We start from the raw sequence: 21,339 nt of genomic DNA, 5'->3' as shown, positions 1-21,339 counted from the left end.
ACCCCTTCGCTGCGACGCGTGGCGGGGGTAAAAGCAACCCGGCTCGAAAGGTAAGGCAAGGGATTTTACTTGCAAACGTTTGCGCATTACCTAGCGTTACGTGCTACTTTTCGCCCTCGATTGCCACACGCCGTCGTTGCAGCCGTAAGCTGCGTAATGCAGATTTGCATCTGGCCTTTCTCTCTTCCCTCACCATTCGCCCATGTCAGCCCCTCTTTCCCAAGACATTCATTCCGATTTTCAACGGCGCTTCGGCTACGAGCCCCTGCTAGTGCGGGCCCCCGGCCGCGTCAACCTCATTGGCGAGCACACCGACTACAACGGCGGCTTTGTGCTGCCCGCGGCCGTCGATAAAGAAGCCACGTTTGCCGTGGGCCTGAACGAGAGCGGCCAAATCCGGCTGGTGGCCCACGACCTGAACGAAACCCTGGAGCTGGCCAACGCGGCCGAAATTGCCCCCAGCGAAACGCATTGGGCCAACTACCTCCTGGGCGTGGCGGCGCAGTTCCAGCAGCGCGGCGTGGCCGTGCCGGGGTTCGACTGCGTGTTTGGCGGCACCATTCCACAAGGTGCGGGCATGTCGTCGTCGGCCGCCATTGAGTGCGGGCTAGCGTTTGCCCTCAACCTCCTGCTGAAAACCAACTTCGACACCATGGAGCTGGCGCGCATTGCCCAAAAGGCTGAGCACACCTACGCCGGCGTGATGTGCGGCATCATGGACCAGTTCGCCAGCCTGTTTGGCCGCGACGGCCACGTGGTGCGCCTCGACTGCCGCTCGCTGGAATACGAGTATTTCCCCTTCGACACCGCTGCGGCCCGCATCGTGCTCTGCAACTCCGGCGTGAAGCACAGCTTGGCCAGCTCCGAATACAACACCCGCCGCCAGGAGTGCGAGCGCGGCGTATCGGTGCTGCAGCAGCACTACCCGCAGGTGCAAACCCTGCGCGATGCCACCATGGAGCAGCTCGAAGCGCACCGCTCCGAGCTGGGCGGCACCGTGTACCGGCGCTGCGCCTACGTGGTGCAGGAAAACGCCCGCGTGGTCACGGCCTGCCAGCACCTTGAAGATGGCGACCTCGCCGCGTTTGGCCAGGACATGTACGCCTCCCACGCCGGCCTGCGCGACGACTACGAAGTGAGCTGCGCCGAACTCGACGTGCTAGTAGAAGCCGCGAAAGCCGCGCCCGGCGTGTTTGGCGCCCGCATGATGGGCGGCGGTTTCGGCGGCTGCACCATCAACCTGGTGGCCCCCGAGCACGTGGATGGTTTCATTGCCAGCGTGAGCGCCGCCTACCAGGAGAAGCTGGGCCTGAAGCTGGAAACCTACCAAACCACGATTGTGGCCGGGGTGGGGGCAGTGTAGTTGTTGGTTGCTAGTTGTCAGTTGTTGGTCGCAAACGGCTGACTATTCTTAAGCGACAATTAGCAAGCCAACGACTAACAACTGACAACAAACAACCAACAACTAAACTCATGGCTTCTTTCGATTCCACCGAACACCCGCACCGCCGTTTCAACGCCCTGGCTGGCGAATGGGTCCTGGTGTCGCCGCACCGCTCCAAGCGCCCCTGGCAGGGCCAGCAGGAAGAGGCCGAGCAGGACAACCGCCCCGCCTACGACCCCACCTGTTACCTCTGCCCCGGCAACAGCCGCGTGGGCGGCGAGGTGAACCCGAAGTACGAAAGCACCTACGTGTTCAACAACGACTTCGGCGCCCTGACCGTGGACGTGCCCACGGGCAGCGTGAACGAAGGCGGGTTGCTGCGGGCCGAGGCCGAATCGGGCATCTGCCGCGTCATCTGCTTCTCGCCGCGCCACGACCTCACCTTGCCCCAAATGACTACGCCTGCCATCCGGAAAGTCGTGGATTTGTGGGTGGATGAATTCCAGACCCTCGGCGCGCGGCCGGACATCAACTACGTGCAGATTTTCGAGAACAAGGGCCCCATCATGGGCTGCTCGAACCCGCACCCGCACGGCCAGATTTGGGCCCAGCGCACCGTGCCCGGCGAGCCCGCAAGCGAAAGCGTGCAGCAGCTGGCCTACTTCCAGGAGCACGGCCGCACCCTGCTCAGCGACTACCTGAAGCTGGAACTGGAAAAGCAGGAGCGGGTGGTGCTCGAAAACGAGCATTTCGTGGTGCTGGTGCCGTATTGGGCCGTGTGGCCCTTCGAGACGCTGGTGGTGTCGCGCCGCCCGGTGCAGGACATTACCCAGCTCACCGACGACGAGCGCACCAGCTTGGCCGACATCATTCGTCGCCTCACCATTCGCTACGACAACCTGTTCAACATCTCCTTCCCGTATTCGGCCGGCTTGCACCAGCGCCCCACCGATGGCGAGGAGCACCCCGAGTGGCACCTGCACATGCATTTCTACCCGCCGCTGCTGCGCTCGGCCACCGTGCGCAAGTTCATGGTGGGCTACGAAATGCTGGGCGACCCACAGCGCGACATCACCCCCGAATTCAGCGCTGACCGCCTGCGCGGTTTGTCGGAAGTGCATTACAAGGAAGCCGCCAACGACGTTAACTATAGCAGCTAGTTTTTCTGGGTTAGCCGCCCAATTCTGCTTCGTTGCCCGTCATGCTGAGCGGAGCCGAAGCATCTCTACTGCCCAACCAGGGCAATTTGAAATCGGCGTGTTGTAGCGCGGACTTTTAGTCCGCGAGTCGAAATGCTTGGTACTCGCGGACTAAAAGTCCGCGCTACAACGCATACTGACCTTAGAGTTGCTCTGAATCATTCGATTGATTTACCATTGCGAGAGGGATGCTTCGGCTGCGCGGACGCCAGATGAGCATCGCAGAGCTTTTGAGCCTGCTTACCCTTCTACTTACCGCCAACCTCCTTCCTATGCGTCACGCTTACCGCTTGCTTGGCAGCCTTCTGGCCGGAGTGCTTTTGCTGAGCTCGCCCGATGCCATGGCTCAGAAAAAAACCAAGGCCGCGGCAGCAACGGCCGCGAAAACGGGTACGGACTATTTCCCCGATGCCGACATGATGACCATTGGGGTGTATTACTACCCCGAGGCGTGGCCGGAAAGCCAGTGGGCGCGCGACTTCGCCAACATGCGCAAGCTGGGGCTGGAGTTCGTGCACATGGGCGAGTTTGCCTGGGGCCTCTATGAGCCCGAAGAAGGCAAATACAACCTCGACTGGCTGGACCGCGCCGTGGCCCTGGCCAGCAAGGCCGGCCTGAAAGTGGTGCTGTGTACCCCCAGCGCTACGCCGCCGGTGTGGCTGGCCGAAAACCACCCCGAAATTCTGATGGTGAGCGCCCAGGGCCGCTGCATGATGCACGGCACCCGCGAGCAGGGCAACTGGAGCTCGCCGCTCTACCGGCAGTACGTGGCCAAAATCAACACCCAGCTGGCCCAGCGCTTCGGCAAGAACCCGGCCGTGGTGGGCTGGCAGATTGACAACGAGCTGAGCCACTACGGCCGGCAGTTTTCCTACGACGAGTTCAGCCGCACGCGCTTCCAGGCGTGGCTGAAGAAGAAGTACGGCACCATTGCCAACCTGAACCGCGACTGGGGCAACACGTTCTGGTCGCAGCTCTACCAGAACTTCGAGCAGGTGCGCATCCCCAACCAGGAAGAGCTGGTGGCCACGCCCAACCCACACGCCCAGCTGGAGCACCAGCGCTGGTTTGCCGACGAAGCCGCCGACTACATCCGCGAGCAGGCCGCCACGCTACGCCAGCACAGCCGCAACCAGTGGGTGACCACCAATTTCATGGCCAACCACCGCGACGTAAACCCGTCGCTGTCGAGCAAGGACCTGGACATCACCACCTGGACCACCTACCCGGTGCACGGCGAAACCTTTGGCCAGAACGGCCCGCTGGGCTTCCGGCTGGGCAGCGCCAACAGCTTCGGCTTCATGCACGACTTCACCCGCGCCCTCAATGGCAACGAGGGCGTGATGGAGCTGCAGCCCGGCCAGGTGAACTGGGGCGACGTGAACCCGCAGCCCTACCCCGGCGCCGTGCACATGTGGATAATGCACTCGTTCGGCTCAGGCGCCAAGCTGATTTGCAGCTACCGCTACCGGCAGCCGCTGGCCGGCAGCGAGCTGTACCACTACGGCTTTGTGGGGCCCGACGGGGTGACGCCCCTGCCCGGCGGCCTGGAATACGCCCAAGCCATGCGCGAAGTAACCGAACTGCGCAAGCTGCGGAAACCCAACGCCAAGATGCCGGCCCGCCTGGCCGCTCGCCGCACCGCCTTCCTCTACAACTTCAACAACCGCTTCGACCTCGACAACCACCCCTCCACCAACCGCTGGAACACGCTGGTGCACCTATTCTGGTACTACGGCGCGCTGAAAACCATGAACTGCCCCGTCGACGTGCTCACCGAAGACCGGGACTTTAGCCAGTACCCCTTCGTGGTGGCGCCGGCCTACCAGCTGCTCGACAAAGCCCTAGTGACCCGTTGGACCACTTACGTGCAGAACGGCGGCCACCTCATCCTCAGCGCCCGCACCGGGCAGAAGGACCGCCGCGGCATGCTCTGGGAAGGCTCCTGGGGAGCCCCCATCCTCGACCTCATTGGCGCTAAGTTTGGCGACCGGCCCTTCGACATGCTGCCTTCGCCAATGAAAGGCCAGGTGGCCGTGGGAGGCAAAAAGTACGATTGGGGAACCTGGGGCGAAATATTGGTGCCCAACGCGGGCACCACCACGCTGGCCACCTACGCCGACCAGTTCTACGCCGGCTCGGCTGCTGTCACCACCCGCAAGCTGGGCAAAGGCACCGTGACCTATGTGGGCGTCGAGTCGATGAACGGCGACTTGGAGCGGGAGGTGCTGCGCAGCGTGTACGCAGCCGCTAACGTGGCCGTGGACGCCCTGCCCGACCAGTTTGTAGTGAACTGGCGCGATGGGTTTTGGGTGGCTACGAACTTCACTTCGGCCAAGCACCCCGTGCCCGCGCCGGCCGGCGCCAAGCTGCTGGTGGGCACCCGCGACCTCGAGCCCGGCGGCGTGGCCGTGTGGCAAGAATAGGCCCCTAAAAAAACGTTTGCACCGGGCGAAAAACACCAAAAAGAAACAGCTTACTTTTGCTGTATTGCTCCCACAATCCTTTCCACCTTTTTCGCCACTGCTTTGGCCCCCAAACGCGCTTCCATCTCGGACATTGCCCAAGAGCTAAACTTGGCCGTTTCCACCGTTTCGCGCGCCTTGAGTGGGCACTCCCGCATCAGCGAAGCCACGCGGGAACGGGTGTGGAAACTGGCCGAGCAGCTCAAGTACCAGCCCAACCACCTGGCCGCCGCCCTGCGGAAAGGGCGCAGCAACACGCTGGGCGTCATCGTGCCCAACATCGACGGCCACTTTTTTGCCTTGGTAGTGAAGGGCATCGAGGAAGTGGCCAACCAGGCCGGCTTCAACGTGATGCTGTGCCAGTCGAACGAGGACAACGCCCACGAAGCCAAAAACGTGGAAACGCTGATGAACGCGCAGGTCGACGGCATCCTAGTGTCGTTGTCGCGTTCCACGCACGATTTCAAGCACTTTCACAAGGTGCAGCAGCGGCACATGCCGCTGGTGTTTTTCGACCGCATTCTGAACGGCAGCGACGTGAGCGCCGTGGTGGTGGACGACTACCAGGGCGCCTACCAAATGACCAAGCACTTGCTGGAGCAAGGCCGGCGGCGCATTGCGCATTTCGGCGGGCCGCAGCATTTGAACATCTACAAAGACCGGTACCAGGGCTACTCTCAGGCGCTGCGCGACGCGGGCTTGCCGGTGGAAGAAGAATTAGTGGTGTTGTTCAAGGACATGTCCATGGCCGATGGTCCGGCAGGCGTGCGGAGGCTGCTGGCCCTACCGCAGCCTCCCAATGCCATCTTCTCGGCCGGGGATTTCACCGCCGTGGGGGCGCTGCGGGCGCTGAAGCAGCACGGGCTGCGCGTGCCGCAGGACATGGCGCTGGCCGGGTTCGGCAACGAAACGTTCTCCTCGCTCACCGACCCCATGCTCTCCACCGTCGACCAGCTCTGCGAGGAAATGGGCGGCGCCGCCGTGCGTCTGCTGCTGGAAATGATTCAGGAGCGCAACCGCCAGCTTTCGCCGCGCAAAATCGTGCTCCAACCGAAGCTGCTGAAACGGGAGTCGTCGGGCGCGCTGCAGGAGCAACCGCTCGCGGTGTAGAGACACAATATTTTGCGTCTCGGCGTTGAACGGTGATGGAATGGTTAAAAGAGAACGATTTAACTGGTGGCGCGGACGACGAGACGCAAAATATTGCGTCTCTACACCGTTCTGCATTCGCGTAGAATATTTACCGGATTTATTCGGATTTTTGTAATCTGATTTTGCCTAACGGTCCCAGCTGCCTGCGCTGTGAGAGAGTACCTGCTGTTCGTCGATACCGAAACTTCGGGCATTCCGCGCGATTGGAGCAAGCCGTATTCTGACCAAGTCAACTGGCCCCACATCGTGCAGCTGGCTTGGGTGGTGCACACCCGCGACGGGCAGCTGGTGAAGGAGGAAAACCACTACATCCAGCCCAGCGACTACGACCTGAGTCCGGCTTCTGGCGAAGTGCACGGCCTCACGGTGGACTTTTTGCGCGAGCACGGCCAGTCGCGCCACTCGGTGATGCGCCGCCTGCACCGCGACCTGCTGCAATACCAGCCGCTGGTGGTGGCCCACTTCATGCAGCTCGACTACCACATGATAGGAGTGGGGTTTCACCGCACGGGGCTGAAAAACCCGTTGGACCAGCTGCCCACCTTCTGCACCATGCGCGCCACCGGGCCGCTGCTGCGCTACCAAGCCCAGCGTTTCCTGCGCCTCGGCGAGCTGCACCAGCGCCTCTTCCACGAGCCCATGGGCCAGGAGCACGACGCGCTGGCCGACGCGCGAGCCACGGCTCGCTGCTTTTTCGAACTCACCCGCCAAGGCACCATCACCGAAGAAACTGTGGCCCAGCAGGGACCGGTGGGCCTGGTGGCTGCGCCGGTGAAAGCACCGCGCAAGCGGCGGCCTCGGCTGAAAGTTGGCGTAGCGGCGTGGCTGCTCATTACGGGCGTGGTGCTGGTGCTGCTGGCGTTTTTCCTGGCCGGGTGAGCGCCGCGACCGGCCGCTCCGGTCCGCCCGCCCTAGGCGGGCCGACCGGTACTGGCTAAGCAAGTCGTTCAGGCGGCAACCGGTCGGCCCGCCTAGGGCGGGCCGACCGGAGCGGCCGGGGCTCTAACTTTGCCTTGCCAACCCCTCCCCGCCACCCATGTCCTCCAAACTTGACTTTCTCCGCACTGTGAAGCCGTTCGACTTGCTGCCTGAGGACGTGTTGGCGGAAGTAGCCGAGGGCTTGCAGGAGGTGCACCACCCGCGCGAGGCCATCATTTACCACCAGGACGTGACCAAGCTGCGCGGGCTGGACATTGTGGTAGAGGGTGAGTACGAAACGTTTTTCTACGACAGCCAGCAGAACCGCCGCGTGGTGGAATACAGCCGCCGGGGCGAGTGCTACGGCGGCATTTCGCTGCTGCTAAACAAGAAGAAGTCGTTGCGCACGGTGCTGGCCAAGCGCAACACCCGCGTGTATTTCCTGCACCGGCGCGAGTTTCTGGCTTTGTGCCAGGGCTACGAGGGCTTCTTCAATTTCTTCACGGCGCGCTACGGGCAGCGCATGCAGAACGAGGAGTACGCCCACTTTGTGCGGCCCGCCACCAGCGCGGCGTCCAGCTACCTGGCGTCGGACCAGCTGTTTTCGCGCCGCATCGAAACGCTGGAAATGCGGCCGGTGGTGCTGTGTGCCGCCTACACGCCCATTTTTGAGGTGGCCCAGCGCATGGCCGCCGCCCGCACCAGCTGCTACTTCATCACCGATGCCGACGTGAACGGCCAAATCATCGGCTACGTCACCGACATTACCCTGCGCGACAAGGTGGTGGCTGGCCTGGCCGACGCCCGCCAGCCGGTGGAAACCATCGTGGACGCGCCGGTAGTCAGCATCAGCTCCCGGGCGTTTGTGTATGAGGCCATCTTGCTGATGTTCCGCACCAAAACGCGCTACCTGCTGGTGGAAACCGACGGCGAATACGTAGGCTTTCTGAGCCGCAACAAGCTGCTGACCGATGACCAGGCCCAGTCGCCGTTCATCTTCATTCAGTCGGTGAAGCAGGCCCAGGCCGTGCCCGAGCTAAAGCGCCGCTGGGAGCAAGTTCCCGAAATGGTGTACCAGCTGCTGAACCGCGGCGTGAAGCCCGAAATCGTGAACCAGGTCATCACCACGGTGTCGGACACCATTGCCGTGAAGCTGATTGAGGACGCCATTGCCGAGCTGGGGCCGCCGCCGGCCAAGTTCGTGTACATGGTGCTGGGCAGCGAGGGCCGCAAGGAGCAAACCCTGCTCACCGACCAGGACAACGCCATCATCTACGAAGACAAGGCCAACGAGCAGCGCGAGCTGGTGCGCACGTACTTCCTGCGCTTCGCCGAAATCGTGAGCGACCGGCTGAACGAAATTGGCTTCAGCTACTGCGACGGCGGCTTTATGGCCAAGAACGGCAAGTGGACGCACTCGCTCTCGCACTGGAAGCGCAACTACGTGGAATGGATGACCGACTCGAACCCCGAGGCCGGCATGCAGTTCGCGGCCTCGTTCGACTGCCGCTACCTGTATGGCGACGCCACCATCATGGACGAGCTGCACGAGTTCCTGGCCGAGGAGCTGCAGAAGCCGCGCGACCGGTTTTTCCACTACATGGCCGTGAATGCGCTGCAGTACGAGCCGCCGCTCACGTTTTTCAATAACATCCGCACGTTTGCGGTGGGCTCGCAGCAGGTGTTCAACCTGAAGCGCACCATGTCGCCCATCGTCGATTTGGTGCGCATGTACGCCCTCAAGCACCGCATCTTCGCCACCAACACCGGCGAGCGGCTGGAGGCCCTCAAGGCGCTGGGCGTGTTCAAGGAGCGCGAGGCTCACGAGTTGCTGCAGTCCTACTACTACCTCATGGGCGTGCGCCTGAAAAAACAGGCCGTTCAAATCATCAGCGACCATACCACGCCCGATAATTACCTCGACCCCAAGAGCCTGACCAAAGTGGAACAGGTGACGCTGAAGGAAATCTTCCGAGTCATTGCCGACTTCCAGGTGAAGATTAAAGTCGGGTTCACGAAGTCGTTGGGATAGTGCTGGAAGCTAAAAAAGCGTCATGCAGAGCGCAGCGAAGCATCTCGCGTGCCGCCACTAATCCTTTTCAACGATTGGGTTACTACCCCACGCGAGGTGCTTCGCATGACGGACTTATTGGCTCTGCTTGTCAGTGGACTGGAAAATGACTTTCGTGGCACTTTAAGGGGCTACTCTGTATCAATCACGCCGCGCTGCATTTCCTGCTTGCGCATGGGCATTTGGTCTACCGTGCCAAAGAGTTTGGCGAGGGGAATGGGGCGGGCGCTTTTCATTTTCACGCGGCCGTCTTTGCCAATGAGGACGGTGGCGAAGCGGGGCGGCTGCACCCCAATTTCTTTGGTCAGGTAGTTCTTATCGGCCGGGGAGAGCTGGTCGTAGAGCACGTCGATTACCAGAAAGTCGCGGGCCGAAAGCTGGGCCGGGGCGGTGGCTAGCTGGGCTTTTTGCGCCCGAAAGTCGGGGTGCTCGGCCGTGGGCGCCGCCACGAGCAGCACCCGCTTTTTCCATTCGTTGGCTTGCAGGGTTTGTTGCAGGCTCGGGGGCGAAGAGCGTTGAGCCGCGGGCAACAGCAGCAGGGCCAGCGGCACCAATAAGAGCAAATACGTTCGATTCATAGGGGCGGGATGACGGCCTGGTGGAGGCCGCACCCAAGCGCAGCGTTCGGGCGTGGGCCGGCGGAGACGACGGTGGAAAGCGGCCGTATTTCATCTTGAGAAGCCTGCGCCGCTGCTTTCCGTTCCCTGTTTACGTGTCCAACCTCTTTGCCGGCCAACGTGCTTGGCCCCCCACGCGCTGGCCGGTACGCCCGAAAGGCCCCGGCTACGTCAACTGCAGGTGTTCCTGTTCGGGGGCGGGCACGGCGGGCGCGTCCTGTGCACCTCGTGGTAAAACCAGCCGAAAACCAGCGGGAAGACGAACACCGTGGCCGTCGGCCCGCTGATAATACGCCAGGTTGAGGGGCAGGGCCGCGTAACGGAAGCGGTAGATGAACTTGGTGGTGGAACGTTGACCCGTTTTCTTCGAACTCATCGTTGATACGAAGGGCCTTTTGCACCACTTTTGCGCCAAAAGCAGGGCCGGCTCCCGTGTGGAATGCGCGCGGGCAACAATGGCCATGGCGCCTACTTCAAGCCCAGTTTCCGCGACGGCGGTTCTGTGTTCCCGGCGTCCGCTCATAAACGGGGGTTTGTTGACATTCAGCCCCGCGCTGACCTGAACATGCGCGTGCGCCGGGACGACCAGCAGGCCCAAAGCACCTGTGAAAAAGGAAGCAACAGCTAAGGCCGGGCGAACCACGTGGCGCACGGAAAGGAGCATAACGGAAATGAGGCTGTAAGGCAGGGCGCACAGCCGACGCTCAAGCGTCTGAGCAATCTGCAAGGACCGGCCCTGACCCGCCCCCTGATGACTTCGGTGGCCGGGCTCATGAGCCGGGCTTCGTCGTGTTATCTTATTGTGTTCTCGGCCCTGCTGGCGCGTCATTCAGAATAAGTTGATTAGGGCCCCCGTTACCTTTGCGGCGTTGATTATCACTCCTGATTTCGCAGCACGCTCCCCCGCGGCCACGGCCGCTTTGTGGGACCAACTCGAAGCCCTGGATTTGGACGCCGGGGCCGCTTTCTCGTTCTCGAAGCGCCTGGCGCGCGACAACGGCTGGGCCGAGCCTTACGCCCGCCGCGTGGTGCTCGAATACAAGAAATTTGTGTTCCTGGCCGCCACCTGTGGGCATCCCGTCACCCCTTCCGACGAAGTAGACCAGGCCTGGCACCTGCACTTGGTGTACACCCGCTCGTACTGGGACGAGATGTGCGGGGAGGTGCTGGGCTTCCCGTTGCACCACGGCCCCACCAAAGGCGGCGCCGCCGAGGGCCACAAGTTCCGGGACTGGTACGGGCGCACCTTGCAGGCCTACGTGGCCGCGTTTGGCGCACTGCCCCCGGCCGACATCTGGCCGCCGGCGGCGGTGCGCTTCGGCGAGGCGGCCCACTTCCGGCGCGTCAACTTGCGGCGGCAGTGGCTGCTGCCGCGGCCGCGCTGGTCGCTGCGGCTGGGCGGGCGCGAATGGGCCACAGTGCTGGCCGCGGCTGCGCTGGTGGGGTGCACGGCCCGCACCCCGTTGAACCCGCTCAACTGGTACGGCACCGAGTTTTTGTGGCTGTTCTGGGGGCTGTTTGGGGCTTTGGCTTTGCTAACGCTGTGGCTGCAACGCCAGGGCCTCGGGCCCGCTGATGCCTACTTGGGACCCCTGCCCAGCACCTACGAGCTGGCCCGGCTGGCTGAGCGCGGCCAGCGGCTGAGCGTGAGCGCCGTGGCTTCTCTGGTGCACGCCGGCAAAGCCGAACTGGTGGACGGTCGCCGCATCAAGCGCACCGACGCCGCACCGCCCACCGAGCCGTACGAGCGGGCCATCTGGAACCTGATAATCCCCGCTGGTTGGTCGGACCTGGACAAAGTGCGGGACCAGGCCGAGGGTGCCAACATCGGGGCACTACAGGCCCTCGACCGCTCCTTGGAAGCCAAGGGCCTGCTGCTACCAGCCGCAGAACGGCAGCGCCTGGACCGCATTCCGGTGCTGGTGGCCGCGGGCCTGGGCTTGTTTGGGGTGGCCAAAATAGCGGTGGGCGCCAGCCGGGACCGGCCCGTAGGGTTGTTGCTGCTGTCACTAGCTGGCTTGGTCGCAGTCGTAGTGCTTTACCGCCAGGTATATGGTATGTGGGCAACTCGTCGGGGCCAGGGCTTGCTGCGCGAAATGGCGCCCGTGGTCCAGCAGCACCAGCAGGCGGGGCCACCGTTCACCGCTCAAACGGTGGCACTTTCCGTGGCCCTGTTCGGCGTCAACGAACTGAGTGCGCTGGGCCTGGACGCGTTGATTCCGGCGTTGCGGCCCCCGAACACCGGCAGTAGCGCCGATGGTGGCTCGGGCTGTGGCAGCGATGGGGGCGGAGGCGACGGCAGCGGCTGTGGTGGCTGTGGCGGTTGCGGCGGGGGCGGTGATTGAACTGGCGTGGCTGACGCCCGGCTAGTCCTCTGGCACCAGCACGCGCAGGGCCCCGGGCCGGATTTCGGCGTCGACGTGGGTGGTTTTGCCCCGGTATTCGCCGTCGACTTGAAAGTCGACGGGCCGCTTAATTTCTAACTGAACCGACGTAGTGCAGAAGATTTCCACGGCGGCGGGGTCGAAGGGGCGGAAGCGCCAGAACATCTTCAGCAGCTCGCGGCCGACCAAGCGCCGCAGCACTACCACTTCAAACTTGCCGTCCGACACGTCGCCTTCGGGGTTGATGGTGGCGCCGGTGCCGTACACGCGGGCATTGGCCAGCACCACCATAAAGGCCGTGCGCTCCACCTGCTCGTCGTCGCACTGAATGCGCACGCGCATCAGCCGCCGCCGGAGCAGCGACCAGAATGCGGCCCGCGCATAGCCCAGCATGCCGCGCCAGTTGTTGCTTTGGGCGTGGCGCACCAGTTGGGCATTCAGGCCGATGTCGCTCAGGTGCAGGCAGAGGTCGGTGCCGTTCAGGTAGATGACGTCCACGGATTTCTCCATGCCGTGCACGGCAATGTCCAGGGCGTCGACGGGCTTGAGGGGCAGGTTCAGCTCTTTGGCCATGCCGTTGGCCGAGCCGGCGGGCAGCACGGCAATGGGCAGGTTGGCGGCCAGGGCTTGCTCGGCCACCAGTTTCACGGTGCCGTCGCCGCCCACGGCCACGAGGCGGTCGGGGTGATGCTGTGCGATGTGCTCTTGCAAGGCGGTTTCGTCGTCTTCGCCCGTGAGCTTGAGCACTTCAGCCGTGTGCGGCAAGTCGGCGAAATAGTCGCGAATGGTGGCGTCCCAGTCTACTTTTTCGGCACTGCCCGAAGCTGGGTTGACCGCGAACAGAAAACGCAGAGGAGAAGACGGTGACGGCATGATTGGGTGAACTGTATGGTGAGCACAGAAGGACCAGATGATGAGCGGAGTTGGCGCCGTAGGGCAGCCAGTAGCTCATCCATTCCTTCGTCTGCCTCGTAACGGGGTTTCGACTTCCACGGCCGAACTTCTGCTGCCCCATGACCGAGAAACTCCTGGCCCGGCTGCGCCTCACCCGGCGCCCCACCCTCAAACTATACCGCGGCTTTGGCAGTCCCGACTGCCTGGTGGTGCAAGGCCACGCCTTTCGGCAGAGCCCGCTGGCGCGCACCTACCAACGGGTAAATTTCTGGGCCAACGCCTGGGGGCTGCTGCGTTTGTTTCTGGTGCGGCCTTGGGCTGCCGTGCCGGTGCGCGTGACCGTGGGCGGCCAGACCGTGGGCGCCCGCACCGACGCCGACGGTTTCTTCCGCCTCGAAGTGCCCATTCCCAGCCCGCTGCCGGCCGGCTGGCACCCCGCCATTGCCGAGCTGCTCGACGCCACTACTGGCGCCACGCTGGCCCACGCGAGCACCGAAGTGCACGTGCCCTACGAGACGCCCTATGCGTTTATTTCCGACATTGACGACACCTTCCTGGTGTCGCACTCGGCCACGCGCTGGCAGCGCCTGTGGGTGCTGCTGAGCCGCAACGCCCGCAGCCGGGCCCCGTTTGCCGACGTGGCCACACATTACCAGTGGCTGGCCCAGGCGGGCCCGGCCACGCCGGCCCGGCCGAACGCGTTTTTCTACGTGAGCAGCAGCGAGTGGAACCTCTACGATTTCATCACGGAGTTTGCGGCCCACCACCAAATGCCCAAAGGCGTGTTCCAGCTCAGCCAGCTCAAGCGCCTGAGCCAGCTGCGCCACACCGGCCAAAACAAGCACACCACCAAGCTCGACCGCATCGTGCGGATTTTCACGGCCTGCCCCGGCCAGAGCTTTGTCTTGCTCGGCGACGACTCGCAGCAGGACCCGGGCATCTACGCCGCGGTGGTGAAGCGCTACCCCGGCCGGGTGCGGGCCGTGTACATCCGGCAGGTGAGCGCTAAGGGCCGGACAGCGGCGGAAGCTGCGCTGGCCGAAATCAAGTTAGCGGGGGTGGAAACGTGCTATTTCGAGCAGAGCCGCGACGCCTTGCGCCATTCGCAGGAATTGGGCTTGTAGGGGCTTGGGTAATGGGCGGCGAGCAAAGAAAACGTCATGCCGAGCGCAGCATCTTGCTCGCCCGTTTGTCATCCTGAGTGCAGCGAAGGACCTGCTCACGACTGAACGACGAGTTCTAACTTGAGAAGGTCCTTCGCTGCACTCAGGATGACAAACGATTTAATTACTACCACACGCGAGATGCCTCGGCTGCGCTCGGCATGACGTTTCTTTTGTTCACCTGCTCATCCACCCATGTTGCGCGACCTGCTTTTTCCGGCCCTTGTATTCCTGCACGCGGTGCTGTGGGGGGCGCCCCGCAACCACGGCCGGGGCAAGATTGCGCGTGCGCGCTACGTGGTGCACCGGGTAGGCCGGCTGCCCCGCACGCAGCGCGAAAGCTCCGGCTTGGCGCGGGCCGATTCGGTTCGCTACCTGTGGAACCACGGCGACTCCGGCATCCCGGCGCGGCTCACGCTGCTGGAGCCCTCCGGCCGGGTGTTGCGTACGCTGGACCTGGCCCCGCTGCCCAATGCCGACTGGGAAGACCTGGCCCAGGACCCGGCCGGCAACTTCTACATCGGCGACTTCGGCAACAACGGCAACCAGCGGCGCGACCTGGCCATTTACCGCCTCAACCCGCGCCAGGCCCGCCCCGCCGTCGATACCATTGCCTTCCGCTTTGCCGACCAACGAGCCTTCCCGCCGCGCTGGACCCAGCGCAATTTCGACTGCGAGGCGTTTTTTTGGCACAACGACACCCTGCATTTGTTCAGCAAAAGCCGGGCGCTGAAGCAGTGGGCGAAGCACTACGTGGTGCCGGCCCGCCCCGGCCGCCACGTGGCCACCCTACGCGACAGTATCCGCCTGAACCGGCCCATTACCGCCGCCGACATTAGCCCCGACGGACGCACGGTTGCGTTACTGGCCTACGGCGGCGTGTTTTTCTTCGCCCGACAGCCCGGCCAGCGCCTTTTCGATGGGCGCAAAAGCTTCCGTGCCCTGCCCGCCACCGGTCAGGCCGAAGGGCTCGTTTTTCTTGATGATTCCACCTTCGTGGTGAGCAATGAGAAGGGGCGGTTGTACCAAGCTTTCCCACGCTAGCATAACGGCTGTTGAGACGCGACCCTTCGCGTCTCGGTGTTGAACGACCGGCGCCTAGACGATGCCCGAACGGCGCGGGCCCGGAGACGCGAAGGGTCGCATCTCTACTTCGCGGCTAGCTTGAAGGACGCCGTTTGCACGTCGCGGGAGTTACCGCCGACGAACACCTGGAAGTCGCCGGGCTCGGCTACGAAGGCCAGGTTATCGTTGTAGAATTTCAGGTCGTTGGGGGCGAGGCGGAAGGTGAGGGTTTTGCTTTCGCCCTTCTTCAGCAGCACTTTTTGGAAGCCCTTCAACTCCTGCACCGGCCGGCTGATGGAGCCTACCATGTCGCGGATGTAAAGCTGGGCCACTTCCTCGCCGTCGGCGTTGCCGGTGTTTTGCACCGTCACCTTCACTTCCAGCGTCTCGGTGGGGCCGATGGTGGTTTTGCTCAGCGTGGGCTTGCCGTAGCTGAAGGTGGTGTAGCTCAGGCCGAAGCCGAAGGGGTACAGCGGCTCGTTGCTCACGTCGAGGTAGCGCGACTTGTACTTGTCGAGCTTGTCGGTGCCGGCGTAGGGCCGGCCGGTGCTTTTGTGGTTGTAGTAGAGCGGCACCTGGCCCACCACCTGCGGGAACGTGGCGGTGATTTTGCCGCTGGGGTTGTAGGCGCCCAACAGCACGTCGGCGATGGCATTGCCGGCCTGCGTGCCCGCAAACCACGTTTCCAGAATAGCGTCGGCGTTCTGGTTTTCCCAAGCCAGGGTCAGCGGGCGGCCATTCATGAGCACGAGCACCAGCGGCTTGCCGGTTTTCTTCAAGGCCTTGAGCAGCTCTAGTTGCTGGCCGGGCAGGCCGAGGTCGGCGCGGCTAGCGGCTTCGCCGGTCATGCCCTGGCTTTCGCCCACCACGGCCACCACCACGTCGGCGCCCTGGGCCACCTGCACGGCTTCGCGTATCATGTCTTCGGAGCTGCGCTTGTCAATTTCCAACTCGCCGCCGTGGGCGTTGAGGCGCTCCAGCATCTGGGCATCGTTGGCAATGTTGGCGCCCTTGGCGTAGGTGATTTTCAGGCCCGGGGCGGCGGCTCGCAGGCCCTGCTCCACCGACACGGCCTGCTTCGGGTCCCCAGCGCCGCTCCAACTGCCAATAACATCCTTCTGGCGGTTGGCCAGCGGGCCAATGAGGGCCACCGAGCCGGTCTTTTTCAGGGGCAGGGCGTTGCGCTCGTTTTTCAGCAGCACTAGGCTTTTGCGGGCAATGTCGCGGGCGGCGGCAATGAACTCCGGCTTCATCAGGGTACTGGTGGCGCGCTCGGCGCTCACCTTGCGGTAGGGGTCCTGGAACAGGCCCAGGCGGTATTTGGCTTCGAGAATGCGGCGGCAGGCGGCGTCGAGCTGGGCCTTGCTCACGGCGCCGCTCTTCAGGTTTTGAGCGGCGTTTTTGAGGAAAATTTCACCCACCATGTCCTAGTCGATGCCCGCGTTAAGGGCCATGGCCGACACCTGAGCGTCGTTGCCCACGCCGTGCGCCACCATTTCGTTGATGGCCGTGTAGTCCGTCACCACAAAGCCCCGGAAGCCCCACTGGCGGCGCAGCAGGTCAGTCATCAGCCACTTATTGCCGGTGGCGGGCGTGCCGTTGATGTCGTTGAAGGAGGACATGACCGAGCCCACGCCGGCGTCGATGGCGGCTTTGTAGGGCGGCAGGTACTCGTTGTACATGCGCTGGCGGCTCATGTCGGTGGTGTTGTAGTCGCGTCCGGCTTCGGCGGCGCCGTAGAGGGCGAAATGCTTGAGGCAGGCCATCACCGTGTTGGGCTTGGTGAGGTCGTTGCCGGGGCCTTGGTAGCCGCGCACCATGGCTTCGGCAATGCGCGAGCCCAGGTACGGGTCTTCGCCGCCGCCTTCGGAAATTCGGCCCCAGCGGGCGTCGCGGGCAATGTCGACCATCGGCGAAAACACCCAATCGAGCCCGTCGGCCGTCGATTCTTCGGCCGCGATGCGGGCACTCTGCTCGATGGCCTGCAGGTCCCAGCTGGCCGACAGCCCCAGCGGAATGGGGAAAATGGTGCGGTGCCCGTGAATGACGTCGTACCCAAACATCAACGGAATGTGCAGCCGCGACTCCTTGATGGCCATTTCCTGCAGCTTGCGCACCGCAATGGGCGTGTAAGTATTGAACACGCCGCCCACCAGCCCTTTGCGGATGTTGGCGTCTACGTCCTTGCTCACCACCGGCCCCGTCACGTCGAAGCCCACCGACACCAGGTTCAGCTGCCCAATCTTTTCCTCCTGCGTCATCTTGGCCATCAGCCCGTCGATGAAGGTTTTCATCTTAGGGTCGGTGGTGGAGGCTGGGGCGGCCTTCTTCGGTTGGGCTTGCGCCAGGGGGCTGAGCGACAGCAGGGCGAGCAGGAGGGAGGAAGTGCGGGACAGCCTATTCATGGCGAGGGTGGGAGTGTAAGGATGGGATGAGCAAGTGTGAGCGGAAGCCGCCCAAGGCGCGGCCGGAGAGCAGGCGGCCTACCGGGTGCCCTGCACGATGGTGCGGGCCGAAACGCCGTTCTCGTTCACGGCCTCAATGGTGAAGTAGTAGGTCTGGTCTTTGTCCATGCCTTTGAAGTAGTACTCGTTGGCGCCGTGCACCATGATGCAGGTGTAGAGCTTGTCGAATTCGTTGCCCACGTAGATGTTGTAGGCGTAGGCGCCGTCCACGGCGGGCCACTTCAGCCAGGCGGTGCGCTTGTCGCCTTTGCCGCGAAGCACCGTCATGCGCGATACTTTTTCGGGCGGGCTGCCGCCGCCGCGGCCAAACACCCGAAAGCCGCTGATGGCGAACCGGCCGGTGGGCACGTGCCGGTTTTCCAGCTTGAGGTAGCGCGTCCGGATGGGCACCGACAGCTCCACGTAGTCGTGGGGCACGTCGGTGGTGTTTTGGTTTTTGTCGACCAGCAGCTTCCAGGTTTTGCCGTCCAGGGAGTGGTAGAGGCGGTATTGGTGGTAGGAGCCCGCGGGCTTGCCCTGCAGGGAGGCGTCTTGGTCGGCGTAATTTATCTGCACGGCGTGCACGGTGCTGGCCCGCCCCAGGTCGGTTTGCAGATACTCGCCGGTCCGGCCCGTGGCCGCGCTCCAGTAGGTTTTCATGTTCTCGTCCACCGCGTTGTTGGCCGCGTAGGCGCCAAACGTGGACGAGGCCTGCACCGGCTTGTTGTAGTTGAGCAGCATCCAGCCCGTGAACAGGCTCTGCCCGTAGTCGGTGAGGCCGCTGGGCAGGTAGTGCGGGTAGTCGCCGAAGGAAGTGTTGGCGAACAGTGTCCCGGCGGGGTCGAAGCTGGCGGGCCACAGGCCGAGGCGGCGTTCGAACTTGTCTTTCACGCCCACGGCCACCGTGGAGGCGTGCCACCAGCTGCCCCACCGGTCCTGGAAGGTGTTGCCGTGCCCGGCGCCGCGCGCAAAACCGGTCGGCTTGTAGGAAAACGGGTTGTGCCCCTGCGGCTTAAATGGGCCCAGCGGACTGTTGCCCACGCTCACCCCGTCGGCAAAACCGCTGAATTCGGTGCCCGGCGCGGCGTACTGCAGGTAGTACTTGCCGGCGTGCTTGGTCATCCAGGCGCCGCCCAGGAAGGGGGCCAGCCCGGCGTTGTCGGCAAGCTCGCCGGTGCGCTGCCAGCCAAACCGCTCGTCGTCGAGCTCGACCAGCTTCTTGCGCCGGCCCATGGGTTTGAACGTGCTCCGGTTGAGCTGCTGCCCATAGAGCGGTTCCTTACTCGAGTTGCCCCAGTAGAGGTACAGCTTGCCGTTTTCGTCCAGGAAAAAGGCGGGGTCCTGGGCGCCAATTTGGAAGGCCGCGACGCGCTGCTGCCACGAAGAGCCGACTTTGGGGTCGGTGCTCATCCAAATGGGGGCGCCCTTCTCGGTGCTCGACCCGTACACCACCAGCGTGTCGCCGAGCGCAAACACGGCCGGCGCGTTCAGGTCGTCGAGCGTGGTGCTGCCGGGCTTGAGAAACGAGTGGGGCACAAACGTCCATTTCCCCAGGTCGTGGCTCCACCAGTAGCCCTTTTGGTTGGTCGAAAACAGGTAGTAGTCGTCTTTAAACAAGGTGATGACGGGGTCGGCGGTGGTGCGGTGGCGGCCGGCGGTGGTGTAGTCGGGGTTGGGCGCGTAGCCGTAGTCCAGGTTCAGCGGGTTGCAGTAGGTGGGGCGAACGGGGGCTGGGTTCACCGGCTTGGCCGCGGCAGCAGCCGGCGTAGCCGCCGTTTTGGCCGGGCGGGTCCGCTTTTTTCTGACTTGCGCCGTGGTGGGCAAGCTCAAAAACGCCGCAAAGCATACGAAGCAGAAAAAGGCAAGCAAGCGTGACGGCAAGAAAGGGTGTTTCATAGAGAGACTTATCTGAGCGGTTGTGGTACCAAATCTGGCAGCAAAGATTAGGTACGACAAAAATGCTTCGGTAAGCCTTTATATCCGCGCCGGAATCATTTCTTAATTGTTGGGCTCTCAAAGCCGAGCTGGGTCAGGCCGCGCTGCACGTCGGGCGAACTCATGAAAAGCTTCCAGAGCAAGCCCGAGCGGTGGTTCTCAATCATGCCCACAATGGGCCCCTGGTCGATGGCCAGGTAGGATTTGGCGGCCCAGTCGTGCTGCTCGCTGAAAGCGTCCACAAAGCCGTATTCGCCCCAGATTTTGTCGCCCAGGTCGAAATAAAAATGTTTCAGGGCGCGCATGGAATGCTCGGGCGTGTAAGGGAAGGCCGAGAGCGCGGCCGTGGGCGAAATCACGCCCAGGTCTTCCTTGGGGTTGTGGGCGGCGTAGCCCTTGTAGCTGTCCGAGGCGGTGAGGCCCCAGGTGTTGGGGCCGTAGCCCTTGAACTTCTTGGGGTTCTCGACGCAGTATTGGTAGTTAATAAGCGTGTGGTTCTGGTTTTGCTGCCAGTAGTTGGCGTACTGGTCCTTGAGGCCGTGGGGGTTCAGGCCCAGGAACGTGTAGTGCGTGAAGAACAACGGCCCGCCCATGTCCGGCCCCAGCGGCAGCTTGATGCCGTAGTACTCCTTGCCATTTTTAAACTCCGGCCCCACGGCCCAGCCCTGGTCGTACACTGGTTTTTCGATGGCGTATTTGGGCGAGGACGCGGCCAGCACGTAGGTGATGAGGCACTCGTTGAAGCCGTGAATCTGGTGGTTCATGCTCCAGCCGTTGTTCGGGCTCCAGTGCCAGTAGAGCACGTTTTGGCCGCCCTGGGTTTGCCAGTTCCACTCCACGTTTTCCCACATCCACTGGATGTGGTTGCGCACGTCGCGCTCCAGGGGCGTGTCGGCGGTGAAGTACTGGCGGGCGCAAATCAGGCCTTCCATCAGGAAGGAAGTTTCCACGATGTCGCCGCCATCATCTTTCGAGCTGAACTTGATGACCTTGCCCGTTGCGCCGTCCAGCCAGTGCGGAAACACGCCGTGGTAGGAGTCGGCCTTCTCCAAAAACCGCACGATTTTGTAGATGCGCGTGGCGGCTTGCTCGCGGGTAATCCACTTGCGGTCGGCGGCCACGATGATGGCCATGATGCCGAAGCCAGTGCCGCCGGTGGTCACCACCTCATTGCCGTAGTCATAGGCCACGTTGCTGCGCTCGCGCGACATGCCCGACACCGGGTGCCCAAAGTCCCAGAAGTACCGAAAAGTCTGCCGCTGCACCAGGTTCAGCAGCTGCTCATCGGTGAGGTTGCGGGGCCGCTTTTTGGGGTCAAAAGCAACAGCTTTGGCCGGCGCTTTTTTCGGTACGGGTTTCTGCTGGGCCTGCAGGAAACCGGGCAGCAAGAGCAGCAGGAATAGGAGAAGTTTTGGGTTCATGAGTGCTTATTAATGAACGTCATGCCGAGCGCAGCCGAGGCATCTCGCGTCCGGTAGTAATCCAATCGTCTGTCATCCTGAGCATAGCGAAGGACCTTCTCAAAGTAGAAATCCTCGTTCACTCGTGAGAAGGTCCTTCGCTGCGCTCAGGATGACAGACGGAGTGGGTGAGATGCCTTGGCTGCGCTCGGCATGACGGCCTTTTTTAGCTTAAAAGAAGCAAATGT

Annotated in this window: 16 protein-coding genes; 9 read left to right on the top strand and 7 right to left on the bottom strand. The window is 63.0% G+C overall.

Annotation, left to right across the window (positions count from 1 at the left end; translation table 11 throughout):
- The first annotated feature begins 202 nt into the window (after positions 1-202).
- The 6 genes from galK to VF629_RS06765 all read left to right on the top strand — a co-directional run bounded on the left by galK (position 203) and on the right by VF629_RS06765 (position 9,150).
- On the top strand, positions 203-1,363 hold the full coding sequence (galK, locus tag VF629_RS06790; RefSeq protein ID WP_331057704.1) for a galactokinase: 1,161 nt from the start codon (positions 203-205) through the stop codon (positions 1,361-1,363).
- Between the two features lie 110 nt (positions 1,364-1,473).
- Positions 1,474-2,544 (top strand): UDP-glucose--hexose-1-phosphate uridylyltransferase, encoded by a 1,071-nt coding sequence (locus VF629_RS06785; protein WP_331057703.1) that lies wholly within the window; start codon positions 1,474-1,476, stop codon positions 2,542-2,544.
- 311 nt (positions 2,545-2,855) lie between these two features.
- Entirely contained in the window at positions 2,856-5,009 is a 2,154-nt protein-coding gene (locus VF629_RS06780; protein ID WP_331057702.1) for a beta-galactosidase, read from the top strand.
- A gap of 102 nt (positions 5,010-5,111) precedes the next feature.
- Positions 5,112-6,158, top strand: coding sequence for a LacI family DNA-binding transcriptional regulator (locus tag VF629_RS06775; protein WP_331057701.1), 1,047 nt, complete (start codon positions 5,112-5,114; stop codon positions 6,156-6,158).
- Between the two features lie 192 nt (positions 6,159-6,350).
- The gene (locus tag VF629_RS06770) at positions 6,351-7,079 is read left to right on the top strand and encodes a 3'-5' exonuclease (protein ID WP_331057700.1); all 729 of its coding nucleotides are present in this window, start codon (positions 6,351-6,353) and stop codon (positions 7,077-7,079) included.
- A 157-nt stretch (positions 7,080-7,236) separates the two neighbouring features.
- The gene (locus tag VF629_RS06765; RefSeq protein ID WP_331057699.1) at positions 7,237-9,150 is read left to right on the top strand and encodes a DUF294 nucleotidyltransferase-like domain-containing protein; all 1,914 of its coding nucleotides are present in this window, start codon (positions 7,237-7,239) and stop codon (positions 9,148-9,150) included.
- A gap of 170 nt (positions 9,151-9,320) precedes the next feature.
- Here the strand turns inward: VF629_RS06765 and VF629_RS06760 are convergent, their stop codons facing one another.
- The gene (locus VF629_RS06760) at positions 9,321-9,767 is read right to left on the bottom strand and encodes a DUF4174 domain-containing protein (RefSeq protein WP_331057698.1); all 447 of its coding nucleotides are present in this window, start codon (positions 9,765-9,767) and stop codon (positions 9,321-9,323) included.
- Between the two features lie 205 nt (positions 9,768-9,972).
- Positions 9,973-10,470, bottom strand: coding sequence for a hypothetical protein (locus tag VF629_RS06755; RefSeq protein WP_331057697.1), 498 nt, complete (start codon positions 10,468-10,470; stop codon positions 9,973-9,975).
- Positions 10,471-10,675: 205 nt separating this feature from the next.
- Here VF629_RS06755 and VF629_RS06750 point away from each other — a divergent pair, with 205 nt between their 5' ends.
- Positions 10,676-12,151 carry a TIGR04222 domain-containing membrane protein gene (locus tag VF629_RS06750; protein ID WP_331057696.1) on the top strand — a complete coding sequence of 492 codons (1,476 nt, stop codon included), beginning with the start codon at positions 10,676-10,678 and terminating at the stop codon, positions 12,149-12,151.
- A gap of 21 nt (positions 12,152-12,172) precedes the next feature.
- Here the strand turns inward: VF629_RS06750 and VF629_RS06745 are convergent, their stop codons facing one another.
- Positions 12,173-13,063: a diacylglycerol/lipid kinase family protein gene (locus tag VF629_RS06745; protein ID WP_331057695.1), complete on the bottom strand. Its 891-nt coding sequence runs from the start codon at positions 13,061-13,063 to the stop codon at positions 12,173-12,175.
- A gap of 140 nt (positions 13,064-13,203) precedes the next feature.
- Here VF629_RS06745 and VF629_RS06740 point away from each other — a divergent pair, with 140 nt between their 5' ends.
- A complete protein-coding gene (locus VF629_RS06740; protein ID WP_331057694.1) occupies positions 13,204-14,208 on the top strand; it encodes an App1 family protein in 1,005 nt (334 codons plus the stop codon).
- A gap of 234 nt (positions 14,209-14,442) precedes the next feature.
- Positions 14,443-15,291 carry a hypothetical protein gene (locus VF629_RS06735; RefSeq protein WP_331057693.1) on the top strand — a complete coding sequence of 283 codons (849 nt, stop codon included), beginning with the start codon at positions 14,443-14,445 and terminating at the stop codon, positions 15,289-15,291.
- A 104-nt stretch (positions 15,292-15,395) separates the two neighbouring features.
- On the opposite strand, the gene VF629_RS06730 is transcribed toward VF629_RS06735, so the two are convergent.
- From VF629_RS06730 to VF629_RS06715, 4 genes are all read right to left on the bottom strand, one after another.
- The gene (locus VF629_RS06730; RefSeq protein ID WP_331057692.1) at positions 15,396-16,736 is read right to left on the bottom strand and encodes a glycoside hydrolase family 3 C-terminal domain-containing protein; all 1,341 of its coding nucleotides are present in this window, start codon (positions 16,734-16,736) and stop codon (positions 15,396-15,398) included.
- A 3-nt stretch (positions 16,737-16,739) separates the two neighbouring features.
- On the bottom strand, positions 16,740-17,717 hold the full coding sequence (locus VF629_RS06725) for a glycoside hydrolase family 3 N-terminal domain-containing protein (protein WP_331057691.1): 978 nt from the start codon (positions 17,715-17,717) through the stop codon (positions 16,740-16,742).
- Positions 17,718-17,795: 78 nt separating this feature from the next.
- Complete coding sequence (locus VF629_RS06720; RefSeq protein WP_331057690.1) at positions 17,796-19,652, bottom strand: family 43 glycosylhydrolase; 1,857 nt, start codon at positions 19,650-19,652, stop codon at positions 17,796-17,798.
- Between the two features lie 95 nt (positions 19,653-19,747).
- Complete coding sequence (locus VF629_RS06715; protein ID WP_331057689.1) at positions 19,748-21,112, bottom strand: glucoamylase family protein; 1,365 nt, start codon at positions 21,110-21,112, stop codon at positions 19,748-19,750.
- Positions 21,113-21,339 lie beyond the last annotated feature (227 nt).

Source organism: Hymenobacter sp. (genome assembly GCF_036388155.1).
In the GTDB taxonomy this organism is placed as follows: Bacteria; Bacteroidota; Bacteroidia; order Cytophagales; family Hymenobacteraceae; genus Hymenobacter.
The sequence above is the reverse complement of the archived record's forward strand: the minus strand, read 5'-3'. Positions and strand labels throughout refer to the sequence as shown.

Coding starts and splice junctions, on each gene's coding strand:
- VF629_RS06730 (WP_331057692.1), bottom strand. CDS start 16,736: ATGGTGGGTGAAATTTTCCTCAAAAACGCCGCTCAAAACCTGAAGAGC.
- VF629_RS06725 (WP_331057691.1), bottom strand. CDS start 17,717: ATGAATAGGCTGTCCCGCACTTCCTCCCTCCTGCTCGCCCTGCTGTCG.
- VF629_RS06715 (WP_331057689.1), bottom strand. CDS start 21,112: ATGAACCCAAAACTTCTCCTATTCCTGCTGCTCTTGCTGCCCGGTTTC.
- VF629_RS06780 (WP_331057702.1), top strand. CDS start 2,856: ATGCGTCACGCTTACCGCTTGCTTGGCAGCCTTCTGGCCGGAGTGCTT.
- VF629_RS06760 (WP_331057698.1), bottom strand. CDS start 9,767: ATGAATCGAACGTATTTGCTCTTATTGGTGCCGCTGGCCCTGCTGCTG.
- VF629_RS06765 (WP_331057699.1), top strand. CDS start 7,237: ATGTCCTCCAAACTTGACTTTCTCCGCACTGTGAAGCCGTTCGACTTG.
- VF629_RS06745 (WP_331057695.1), bottom strand. CDS start 13,063: ATGCCGTCACCGTCTTCTCCTCTGCGTTTTCTGTTCGCGGTCAACCCA.
- VF629_RS06720 (WP_331057690.1), bottom strand. CDS start 19,652: ATGAAACACCCTTTCTTGCCGTCACGCTTGCTTGCCTTTTTCTGCTTC.
- VF629_RS06735 (WP_331057693.1), top strand. CDS start 14,443: ATGTTGCGCGACCTGCTTTTTCCGGCCCTTGTATTCCTGCACGCGGTG.
- VF629_RS06755 (WP_331057697.1), bottom strand. CDS start 10,470: ATGCTCCTTTCCGTGCGCCACGTGGTTCGCCCGGCCTTAGCTGTTGCT.
- VF629_RS06740 (WP_331057694.1), top strand. CDS start 13,204: ATGACCGAGAAACTCCTGGCCCGGCTGCGCCTCACCCGGCGCCCCACC.
- VF629_RS06785 (WP_331057703.1), top strand. CDS start 1,474: ATGGCTTCTTTCGATTCCACCGAACACCCGCACCGCCGTTTCAACGCC.
- galK (WP_331057704.1), top strand. CDS start 203: ATGTCAGCCCCTCTTTCCCAAGACATTCATTCCGATTTTCAACGGCGC.